This window comes from Streptomyces sp. ISL-43 (assembly GCF_018614195.1).
Taxonomy (GTDB): domain Bacteria; phylum Actinomycetota; class Actinomycetes; order Streptomycetales; family Streptomycetaceae; genus Streptomyces.
Map to the genome: position 1 here is coordinate 1 of NZ_JAGGOT010000126.1, position 11,185 is coordinate 11,185.

At 67.2% G+C, this 11,185-nt stretch carries 7 protein-coding genes; 5 read left to right on the forward strand and 2 right to left on the reverse strand.

All coding sequences use genetic code 11. The features are described from left to right. Nucleotides 1-194 precede the first annotated feature (194 nt). The gene (locus J7F03_RS40560; RefSeq protein WP_374104463.1) at nt 195-1,157 is read left to right on the forward strand and encodes a poly-gamma-glutamate hydrolase family protein; all 963 of its coding nucleotides are present in this window, start codon (nt 195-197) and stop codon (nt 1,155-1,157) included. 826 nt (nt 1,158-1,983) lie between these two features. Here J7F03_RS40560 and J7F03_RS40565 read toward each other — a convergent pair. Together J7F03_RS40565 and J7F03_RS40570 are read right to left on the reverse strand one after the other, a co-directional pair. Further along, complete coding sequence (locus J7F03_RS40565; protein WP_214958230.1) at nt 1,984-4,005, reverse strand: RICIN domain-containing protein; 2,022 nt, start codon at nt 4,003-4,005, stop codon at nt 1,984-1,986. 70 nt (nt 4,006-4,075) lie between these two features. After that, the gene (locus J7F03_RS40570; protein WP_308380182.1) at nt 4,076-4,594 is read right to left on the reverse strand and encodes a hypothetical protein; all 519 of its coding nucleotides are present in this window, start codon (nt 4,592-4,594) and stop codon (nt 4,076-4,078) included. Nucleotides 4,595-4,999: 405 nt separating this feature from the next. On the opposite strand from J7F03_RS40570, the gene J7F03_RS40575 reads away from it, so the two are divergent. From J7F03_RS40575 to J7F03_RS40590, 4 genes are all read left to right on the forward strand, one after another. Then, entirely contained in the window at nt 5,000-8,428 is a 3,429-nt protein-coding gene (locus J7F03_RS40575; RefSeq protein WP_214958231.1) for an ALF repeat-containing protein, read from the forward strand. An 866-nt stretch (nt 8,429-9,294) separates the two neighbouring features. After that, nucleotides 9,295-10,311 (forward strand): ISAs1 family transposase, encoded by a 1,017-nt coding sequence (locus J7F03_RS40580; protein WP_374104462.1) that lies wholly within the window; start codon nt 9,295-9,297, stop codon nt 10,309-10,311. A 42-nt stretch (nt 10,312-10,353) separates the two neighbouring features. After that, nucleotides 10,354-10,761, forward strand: a complete 408-nt coding sequence (locus J7F03_RS40585) for a hypothetical protein (RefSeq protein WP_214958232.1) — start codon at nt 10,354-10,356, stop codon at nt 10,759-10,761. A gap of 33 nt (nt 10,762-10,794) precedes the next feature. Further along, on the forward strand, nt 10,795-11,031 hold the full coding sequence (locus J7F03_RS40590; protein WP_214958233.1) for a hypothetical protein: 237 nt from the start codon (nt 10,795-10,797) through the stop codon (nt 11,029-11,031). Nucleotides 11,032-11,185: the final 154 nt, after the last annotated feature.

Sequence of the window (11,185 nt, forward strand, 5' to 3'; positions counted from 1 at the left end):
GTCCCCGACCCATCAAGGTCAGACCACCGACGACAACCGCTGCCAGATCTCACCTACCCCGCCAGGCAGCGCCGTGTCCCGTCCAGGTGGCGGCCGAACTGGGCTTGCCGGCACCGGGGGTGGTTGTAGCGGGGGAGCGGGGCGTGGATACCTTTGCGTTTATGGACCTTGTTTCGCCTCCCGGTGCATCCGGGATACCCGCCACCAGTCGCCGTACCCTGCTGACCGCCCTGGCCGCGGCGACTGCCGGCGCCCCCCTGCTGGCGCAGTTCGGCGGGACGCCGGCGTACGCGGCGACCACCCCGCCGCCGTGCGGGCCCCCGGCGGAGGGGCAGGAGTACGAATCCAACAACCATCTGTACTGCCACTTGGCGGGGCGTGAGGGTATCGATTTCGCTCGCCGCTACAAGCGCCACCAGCTGAGTGACACGTCGCTGCCGAACACGTTCCCGTACGCCCGCACGACGATCATGGCGCTGCACGGCGGCGGTATCGAGATGGGCACCTCCGAACTGTGCCTGGGCATCGCCGGGTACGACCCGGGGAAGCCGGATGGCGAGGCCGTCTGCCCGACCACGTATGACTACTGGATGTTCGAGGGGCTGCGGTCGGCGAGCGCCCCGGTCGGGCAGAAGAACGGCGATCTGCATGTCACGGCCAAGAACTGCGACGACCATGTCGCGCTGTCGATGGCCGCGAGCAGCCTCAACGTACTGAGCCTGCACGGCTGCAAGGCGGACCAGATCCCGTTCGTGACCAATTTGATCTGGCCGCCGAAGGAGATCGATCCAAAGGCGGTGGTCGTGGGCGGGCTCTTCACGCCGTTGCGGGAGGCTTTGGTCGCGGAGTTGCGCGCGTCCGGGTTCCAGGCCATCGACGCCATGAAGCCGGAGGAGTCGGGGGTGGGCAGCCTCGGCCACCTCAATGGCGACCACGAGAACAACCCCTGCAACAAGACGATGCTCCGGCAGGGCGCGCAGATGGAGCTGACCACCGAGCTTCGGGCGAGCCTGTTCGGCGACTTCACAACGCGCGGCGGTCGGGCAACGACCTGGGACAACCGCGACCCTCGCTACAGCGAGGCCCGCTTCATCCCGTTCCGCGACGCCTGCCGCCGCGCGATCGCCGCTGTCGAGGCGACTCAGCCCATCCTGTGAGCTGTGCCGCGGCCTGTGCTCGGGTGTCACCAGTTCCCCGTGGAACCCAACCTGCCGGTGACCGTGTGTGATCCCCAGCGGCGTATCGGCCCCACGTTCCGGCGCCGGTCTCTTTGAGCAGGCGCGTGGTGGTTTTGTCGTGGTGGCCGAGAGCGCCTGCGACAACGACCGAGCAGGTCACCAGCCCCGAGAGCGGCAGGCGGTCGGCCCCACCCCCAACTGGGGGTGGGGCCGACCGCTGTTCAGGCCCGCGGGTCGCGGTCAGTTTGCGTGGACCCCCCCACCACTTCTGGAAGTTCGTCCCGTTGCAGGGGTACGCCCGTAGCTCCCTCACCTGCCCCCAGGCCTCCCCGCCACTGCCATCCGGTCGCCGTCCTGCCGGGCGTCTGCCCCCATGGGCTCCGCCATGCCCGGTCTCAGCCGGACTTGAGGAGGTCCGACGTGCCTTGCTTTGACGGATTGGCGGGCGGTCCGGCGGACGGGTCCGGGCCGCCGTTCCCTGCTCGCCGCCTGGCCCCGCACGCGCCGGGTGGGGACACGGTGATGTTGGTGGAGGCGGCCCGGATCGCAGGGTTGGGCCGGGCCACGCTGGGGGCTTGGCGTCGTCGGCTGCAGGGGTTCCCGGCATTGCGTGGGCGCCCTTCCCTGGCGGAGCCCTCGACCCTCTGCCTGGGCAAGAGCGAGGATGACGCGCGGCCTCGTTCAGGCCTGGTGAGATCACCTGAGCCCCGGTTGATGACCCTGGCACGCACGATGGCCCCGAACCAAGGAGTATCTGGTTCGGGGCCGCCGCTGACGGGGGTGACGTTTCGTCAGTTCAGGGTGTTTACAGGTACCAGCTCTGGGGCGCGAAGGAGGGGTCGCTGCTGTGGGCCCACTGCTGGACGGGGGCGCCGTTGTCCTTGCTGGAGTTGCTGACTTCCAGGGTCTTGCCGCTGTTGACGTTGGTGATGTTCAGGAAGACGGTGTCACCGGCGGGCTGGATGCGCCACTGCTGGGTGGGGATGCCGCCGCAGGTCCACTGCTGGGCACGGCCGCCGTCGTCCTTGCTGGAGTTGCTGATCTCCAGGCACAGGCCGCTGTTGACGTTGACGATTTCGTAGACGCCCTGGGTGGCGGTGGGGCGGAACTGCCAGTTGGCGCCAGGCTGGCCGGCACAGGTCCACTGCTGGGCGAGGCCGCCGTTGGCCTTGCTGGAGCCGTCGATCTCCAGGCACTTGCCGCTGTTGGCGTTGTGGATCACTCCGCCGGCGGGGAGGGGGGTGGGGGAGGGCCAGGCGTTGACGCCCGGCGCGAGTGCGCCCTTGCCGTCGCCCCGGTAGAGGTTGAAGCGCTGCTGGGTGCTCCACAGTGCACCGAGGTCGGTGTTGCCGTCGCCGTTGAAATCACCCGACAGCACGATCGGCATACCGTTCCAGGACTTGTCCGGCCACATCGCGACGGACGAGTCCAGGCCGCCGGAGGCGCTGCGGCTAAAGCGGAGCAGCTGGCCGTCACCCGCAAGAGTGACGACATCGTCGCGACCATCGTTGTTGAAGTCGCCCGTGACCACCTTCTGCATGGACTGCCAGGAGCTGTCCGGCCACATCTTGGTGCTCGGACCGCTGAGCCGCCCGTCCGGGCCGGTGGCGTAGGAGTACAGGTCACCCTTGTTACCCGCACTCCAGATCGCGAGGAGTCCATCGCGGCCGGAGTTGTCGGCCTTGAACCGGGTCAGCTGGAGCATGCCGTTCCAGTTGAAATTGTCGTCGACCCACATCTGCTTGCCCGCAGCCAGCGTGCCGTCCGACTGCCCCGTGTAGAGGCGCAGCACACCGTTGCTCCACACGGAGGCGATGTCGGCGTAGCCGTCGCCGTTGAAGTCACCGCCGATGATCTTCGCGGCGCTGTTCCAGCTGCCGTCGGCCTTCCACAGAGGGCGGCCATACTCGAAGGTGCCGTCGGGCCGCCCGGCGAAGGTGTGCAGGTTGCCGTCCGTGGTGACGGCGGCGACATCGGTGCGGCCGTCACGGTTGAAGTCGCCGGTCGTCATCACCTTGCTGACGTTCGGGACCAGCGACTGGAGCCGGACCGCGGGCGTGATCTGGCGGACCTGCCCGATCCAGGCACCGAGGTCGTCGGTGCGCACGTCGAGCGCACTGTTACGGGTCTCGGCCGCATCGGTGCCCAGACAGCCGCCCTGCCACGAACGGGAGTTCACGGCGGCCAGCTCGACGCTGCCGCCCTTTATTCGCAGGGCCGGTGCGCCGGCGTCACCCTTGCAGAGCACCGCGGACTCGGAGCCGTTCAAGCCTACCGACGTTCCGTCGACGGATCCCACGGTGAACACGGCGGAGTGCAGTTTGTTGGGCACCCACTCCGTCTTAGTCCGCCCAAACCCGAGAGAAGTGAGCTGTTCACCGGCCACGGGGGCAGTGGTGGCGATCTTGACCGGAGCCACTCCGACGACGGGCCAGGCGAGCTTCACCATCACCAGGTCACGGTCGGCATGCGGCATCAGGTCCACAGCCTCCACTACGTTGCCGCCCGACTGTGTCAGGTCGGGACGACCCACTGTCACGGTGGTCTTCAGGGCGGGCTTGCCGGCCGGGACCGCCGTGCCGGGAGTGGCGGCGAAGCAACTGGCGGCGGTCAGGACCCAGGAGGGGTCGACCAGCACACCGGTGCAGGCACGGCTGGTCGCCTCGTCACCGACGTTCAGCTTGGCGACGGCAGCGTGCTGTCCGGCGGACGGGTCGACGCCGACCAGGGCCTGGGCAGGGGCGGCGGTGATCAGGCCGACGGTGACGGCGGTGGCGGTTACGAGCAGGCCGGTGATCCGCCTAGGGCGGATACCAGGAGCAGACATGTGGAGCTTCCTTACGAACAGGATCGGAGTGCGCGACAGCGTGGGAGAACTACGGGACTGCGCGCGGTGGTCAGCCGGTGACGTGTAGGTCGACGAGGACGGAGCGCTTCGCGCCAGAGGGGATGTCGCCCTCGCCCACAGGCATGAACTCGTCCTTCGGCACGTCGACCGTCTTCTTCTGCCCGTCGGCGGTCAGGCCGGCGCTGATGGGGTGGTCTGAAGTCTCCAGGGACGTGACACGCGGCAGCTCGAGAGTGAGGTAGCCAGACTTGGCGGTGGCCGCGAAGCAGTAGATTCCGGCCCGACCGGTGGCCGGGTCGGCCACGGTCCGCACCTTGATCTGAGGCACGGCTGAGTTGCAGTCCGCGAGCAAAAGGTGGCCGTCGCCCTTGATGAGCTTGATGCCCTTGTCGGAGAGAACCCTTTCCGCGTCCGGGTATGAGAAGTCTTCGATGGCGGACGGCGGAGCCTCGTTGGCGGCTGCCGAAACGGAGGTTACGGAGGTGGCGGATGCAAGAGCGGGTAGGCCGATGATGGCCACCATGCAGGCAGCTCCACCGATGAAAATATTGCGGATGAGCGAATTCACCGATGTCCTTTCGGGCAGGGGTGAGCGCTCAAGTGCCCCCCTGCACATTTGGATTGGAAGATAGGTCCCCGCCACAAGGTATCCCGCTCACCTGGCGGTTCGTCAACTTGTTAGAAGAAATGGGTGGGCAATATTGTGTAATCGGGTGTGAATCGGACGAGTTGAGTCGTCTGTTCCCTGAAGGTTAAGATGGGCGGCCAGCGGACATCGCCATCTTGCTTAGTGGTACGCAAGTTGATTGAAAATCAATTTGATTGGAATGTGGGAGGGGTGACGTGGTTATCATCTCGGGGCCGAGATGCGGCCACCGGTAACTCGTGCTGCCGGTCAGTGAGATGAGTAGCCTTGATGCAAAGAGACCTACCAAACCGGCCGGCGAGGAGGGTACCGGGTGCGTTTCGCACGTTGAGCCTGAGCCTGCTGTCGATGACCATGGTGGTGGGCTTGCTCGGTTCGGCTCCTGCGGGGGCAACCGAACCTGGCGCAGGTGGAGTTGACTCAGGTGCCATTCCCGCCACCGATCGAGGTCGGGTCCTGGAGCTCTGGAAGACAGGCGGCCCTGGCCTGAAGGCGGCCGCTGAAGTCGCCCTGACGGGTAGTGACGACGACGTCAAGCGCTTCTTGGACCAGGCGGCGAGCGCGTTGGCCTACCAGGACGACCAGGTGGCAGCCACGCAGATCGCGAGCATCGGCGGTCGGAGCCTGCAGGACGCGGTCAGCAAGGCCCTGGACGGCACGGATGCCGAGTTGAAGGCCTTCCTCAAGGACGGCTGGAAGGCCCCTCTGGAGCAAGACCAGCGGGTCCGGGTCACGCAGATCGTCAGCACCGGCGGCCCCGAGGTCAAGGAAGCCGGCCGGGCTGCGCTCAACGGCAACCTTGAGGACATCAAGGCCTTCCTTGAATGGGGTCAGTATCTCAGGCAGGAGCAGGACGACAGAGTCGAGCTCACCCAGATCCTGAGCACTGGCGGCCCCAACGTCCGCAAAGCCGGCAGAATCGCGATTAACGGCTCCGCAGACGACATCAGCGAGTTCCTGCAGGTGGGCCAATATGTGGCCAGTGCCCGAGACGACGAGTACGCTACCGTCGCCCAGCTCGTTGAACAGGCCACAGAGGCCGGCCGGCAGGCCGGCGTTGAGAAGGAGGCTGCGAAGGCCGCCTCTGCCACCGCTGTCAAGGCTGCGCAGATGGCCAAGGACGCAGCACAGGAAGCTGCTCTCGAATCCGCTGCAGCGAAGGACGACTCGCTGCGAGCCGCGAACGCCGCTCGCAAAGCCGCAGCAGCCGCCCGCCAGGCTGCTGCGGCCGCCCAGCAGGCCATCAGCGCCGCCCGTGCGGCCAACAACTCTGCGCGTATCGCCTCGAACGCGGCCAGCAAGGCCGCGACGGCCGCTGCGCGCGCGGCCCAGGCCGCAACCTATGCACAGAACGCCGCAGCCCACGCCGTGACCAACGCCGGCGATGCCAGCGACGCGCGCCAGGCCGCGGAGAAAGCCCGCGACGCCGCGAAGGGCGCCCGGCTGGCGGCCGATGCCTCCGAGCAGGCCGGCAAGGCCGCTGATGCGGCCGGGGACGCCGCTCGGGCAGCGGCCAGTGCCGGTGCCAACGCCGACGTTGCCGCCAACTCCGCTGCGAACGCCAGCAGCAATGCGGACCAGGCGGGTGCCCACTCGGACGAGGCCGCTGACGCTGCTGCGTCTGCGAAGCGGCACGCCCAAGAGGCCACTCGCGCCGCCAACAGGGCCGAGGCACTCGCGCGCGAGTCGGCGGCTGCCGCCCGTGACTCCCGCGACGCGGCGAATGACGCCGCCACCCACGCAGAAAACGCCGCCAAGGCAGCAGATGATGCTGCAAACCACGCCGGGGAGGCCGCCAACGCAGCCGACAAGGCGACCCTCCATGCCGATGCGGCGACCAAGGCTGCCAATGCTGCCTCGGGAGCCGTTGCCAAGGCCAAGTCCATTCATGACCTGGCCCGCAAAGTCGAGGCGGAACAGCTTACGGCCCACACTAACGAGGGTCTGGAGAAGGCACGGGACCTCGCGTTCCAGGCCGATCAGCGCGCCAAAGCCCAGGCCGCAGCTGTCCAGCGGGACCAGACTCTGGAGACCGACGCCCAGGCGCTGGCCGTCGAGGCGGCGCAGCCTGGAGTAGACGCCAAGGTCATCGCGACCAAGGGCCGCAAGATCGCCCTGCAGACCATGAAGGCGAGCGGCCCCTGGAGCACGAGCGCCGCCATGATCGCACTCGCTGGCTCCGATCAGGCCATCACCGACTACATTCGCACCACCCGCAAGGCCGGCAAGCAGCAGGACACCCGCTCCCGCGTAGAGGACCTGGCAGTGAACGCCAAGACCTCCAAGGTGCGGGTCGCGGCAGCCCAGGCCCTGACCGGGGACCAGGGCAAGATCGATACCTTCATCGCAGACGGCCAGTACCAGATCATGGCTGACGACCTGCGCCTGCTCATCACGCGGACGATTTCCACCGGCGGCCCGATCCTCAGGGACAAGGGCAGGGCGGCACTCAACTCCGAGAAACTCGGCACCTATCGCGACTTCCTCAACACCGGCCAGTATGCGGCCCGCACGGAGGACGAGCGGGTCCGTGCCACCCAGCTCATCAGCGTCGGCGGGCCCGAGGTCAAGGCTGCGGCACGCATCGCTCTCGAAGGCCCTGCGGATCTTCTGCATGCTTTCATCGAGACCGGTCAATACAAGGCAGACCGCAAGGACAGGCTCGCCACCACCCACATCGCGCAGATCGAGCAGCTGATCTCCACTGCTGCGGGCATCGCTGCCACTGCTCAGCAAAAGGCGGCCGAAGCGGGCCAGGCTGCCGCGATTGCGCACAAGGCCAAGGAGCAGGCGGACAAGTACGCTCAGCAGGCCCAGACCTCGGCTGCCGAGGCCAAGGGATTCGCTGATCAGGCAGCCAAGTCCGCTACGGACGCCGAGGCCTCCGCAGTAAAGGCTGCGGCTTCCGCGAAGGCGGCGCGAAAGGCCGAAGCAGATGCCAGACAAGCTGCGGCCAACGCGGTCAACTCCGCCACGCGGGCACAGAAGTCCGCCAATCAGGCCCGAAACTCCGCGGATCAGGCGGCGACAGCCGCCAACAATGCCCGCGTTTCCGCCACCGCCGCCGGAAAAGATTCCGAAGCAGCGGAACAAGCCTCTGTGGACGCCAGGCAGTCGGTCATAGCCAAGCAGCAGGCGGAACTGGCCGAGTGGAAGGCGCAGAAGGAGGCTTGGCTCAAGGAGCACTCAGTCCCGGACAAGGAAGACGACGGCTGGATCCCGGACTGGATGAAGGACGCAGCTCACACCACGGGCATGTACATGCAGGCGATCTTCAGCGAGCCCGACGTGTGGATCGGGGCTGCGGAGACCGCAGGTGGTGCGGCGATGATGGTCGCCGGTGTGGGCGGTGACATCGCTGGCGGCGCGATCTGCCTCACGGGTATCGGTTGCATCGCCGGCGCCCCCGCCATCGCCCTCTCGACGGGCCTCATCGTAGGCGGCGCCTACACTTCCGTCGACGGCGTCCGACGTTTCAACGATGGTTTCGGCACCGCGCTCCGTGAAGCTGAGTCGGCATCGACAGGTCGCACGTCTGCAGGCGGGCGCAACGAGCAAGAAGCCATGGACCTGGCCAAGGAGAACCCGTCATATGGCGATACCCTTCCCACGGTCATGAAGGACCCGCGTTGGCCTGCGGAGGACGGATGGGTCAAGAAGGAGATGAAGGTGAAGGGGGTTGAGGTTCACTACGTTTACAATGAGCGAACCATGCAGGCTCAAGACTTCAAATTCAAGGACCGTTCCAATGGCTGAGGCAAGCGACTCCACTTCGGACAGTCAGGAGATGCTTGCACCTGGAACTCGTGTCACGGTAATCCAGGACCCTTCTTGGGCCGGGCCGTGGCAGGCTGAGTTCCAAGGGGAGGTAGGTGATCTGGAAGCGCCCGAACCTGTGCGGCACCCGATGGCGCAAGATGGAGAAATGGCATACTGGGTGATCTTTGACGAGCCACAGTATGACAGCGACGGCGACGGGCCGTACCGCAAAGCGCAAATCTGGGGACGCTATCTGAGGCGCACCTCCAACGTTTAGACTATGTGGTTCTCCGTCTGAGTCCTCGCTCCGTTGGATCCAAATGCGGGACACCGCCACAGGGTGGCCAGGGAGCTTCTCAAGGTCCTGACGATCATGTGAGTCCGCAGGGTAGAGCGGTCTAGTCGGGGGCCCGGCACATACTCAACGAAGCTCCGGTTGGACGGGGTGACCTTCCTAGGTCACCCCGTCCACCGGAGCTTCGGTGTGCCGTCTGAACCGCTCCGGGATTGTTCGTGAGTTTTTTTGGGAGGGCTATTTCGGAGTGCGACGGCACTGCCTTTCACGTGAGAGATCGATGTGGGGTCGCTGTCCTCGGTGCCTATCGCAGCAAGGGTGACGCTGTCAGGGCTCTTGCAAGGTCGAGGTGATCTTGTGGCGTTGCTGGTCAGCGGGGGTGTGACCGAACATGCCGAAGCTCCGTTGAGGTGAGGAAGATCTCAAGTCCCTTACCAGCAACGGAGCTTCGGTGTTTCGTGAGTCTGCCATGCCCGTGCTCGTGCTGTCGTGTTCCGTCACTCCGGCTGGTGATAGTGGGGGCGAGGACGTTGACCCGCGTGCCCGTCGGGGGCGGCGGTATCCGCTGGTGCGGGCGGCGGCCTGCGTGGTGGCGGCCGGAGCACGTTCGTACGCGGCCATCGGGCACTGGCTGCGGCGGGCGCCGCAGGACGCTCTTGCCCGACTCGGCTTTCCGGTCCGTGGCGTGCTGGGGGTGCGGCCGGCCGCGTCGATGGACACCGTCCGCCGGGTCGTCGAGCGGGTGCACCCCGAGGGCCTGGCCGGGCTGCTGCGGCCCGCCAACGCCGAGCAGACCCGCCCGGTGCGGTTGGCGGCGGACGGCAAAAGTGCCCGCGGCTCGCGTACCCGGACCCGGACCGCGGCGCATCTGCTGGCCGTCATCGACCAGGACGACCAGGTCATCGCCCAGCTGCGGATCCCCGACAAGACCAACGAGATCCCCTGCCTGCGCGAGATCCGCGCCCCGCTGGACATCGAGGGCGCCTGGGTGAGCGCGGACGCGCTGCACACCCAGACAGACACCGCACGGTTCCTCATCGAGGACAAGAAGGCCCACTACTTGCTCACCGTGAAGCTCAACCAGCCTACTTTGTGCGACAGTTGCCGCCGCCTGCCCTGGGGCAAGGCCCGCACGAAGTGCTACGACCGCACCAAGGGCCACGGCCGCAAGGAGACCCGGGTCGTGCAGGTGCTGACCGTCGCTCACCTTCACTTCCCCCATGCCCGACAGGTCGCCCGTGTCACCCGGCACCGGACGGACAAGGCCACGGGGAAATGCACCCGCGAGACCGTCTACGTCATCACCGACCTGGCCTCCCACCAGGCGAAACCCAGTGACATCGCCCTGGGAGTGCGATCTCACTGGCACATCGAAAACAAGATCCACTACTTGCGGGACGTGCTCTGGGACGAAGACCGCTCCCAGATTCACACCGGCCACGGCCCCGAGAACATGGCCACCCTGCGCAACACCGCCCTCAACCGGCTCCGCACCACCGGCGCCACCAACATGACCGAAGCCGTCCGCGACCTGTCCTACGAGCCCTTCACCGCACCCCTGGACCTCTACGCGATCAACGCGTGACCAGCGAGAACGTCAGAGAAATACGACTTTGCAAGAGCTCTGGTGACGCTGTTGATGAGGATCTGCGACTTTGGCTGTGGCGGATATGTCGGTCTGCTGGGCCGGGCGGAAGGCGCCGGGGATGTGGCGGCGCTCGGCGACCTCCTGGTCGCCGCCGCGCTGCATGCTCCCGCTCTCGTACGGACGCGCCTGCAGGCGGCGGTGGAGGCGGCCCGGCTGTGGCACGAGGCGAAGCAGTATCGGGCGGAGGCGAAGGCGGCGGCCGACGTGGGGCTGCTGCTGCGTCAGGCCGCCACCGCGGCCGGGGCCCCCGCTGCCCGCGGCGGCCGGACGACGCCTTCGCGTACGCGAGCGTCGGGCCGTGGCCCCTCGGCCTCCGGGCGCGTTAGCCCGGTGGCGCCGTACACGCCGCCCGGCCCGGACAGGCCGGGCCCGTCCCGGTCCCGCTGACCGAGCCCGCCGAGTCCGAGGAGCGTCCGTCCGATGTCCACCCCTGCCGCCCCGCTGCCTGTTGGCGAGCCGTTCTCCGAATCGCTCGCCGAGGCCGTCCAGTCCGCCGCGATCGCGATGCGCCTCTTCCTCGCCGTCGCCGACGCCATCCGCCGCGCAGCCCAGAAGCAGCGTGAGGGCAAGCAGGCAGAACTCGGCGAGGACGCCGCGAAGCTCGCCGGGCTGGGCGGAGGCACAACTGCGCCCGGTCCTGGACGCACGTGTCGCTGAGGGGGAGGGTTGTTGGTGTCTCGGGTGCCTGGTGAGCTGGGGTGTTGCAGGTCGTGTGAGAACGGGTTGCGTGGGGCTGGGGGTGGGTTGACCTGGGGTTGTTGCGGGTTGGTTGAGAAGCACGCTGGTGTTGTAGGTAGCGCTTCGGTCTAAA

Bases quoted from the DNA above. Each gene is read 5' to 3' on its own strand.
- J7F03_RS40565 (WP_214958230.1), bottom strand. From the start codon at position 4,005: ATGTCTGCTCCTGGTATCCGCCCTAGGCGGATCACCGGCCTGCTCGTA.
- J7F03_RS40590 (WP_214958233.1), top strand. From the start codon at position 10,795: ATGTCCACCCCTGCCGCCCCGCTGCCTGTTGGCGAGCCGTTCTCCGAA.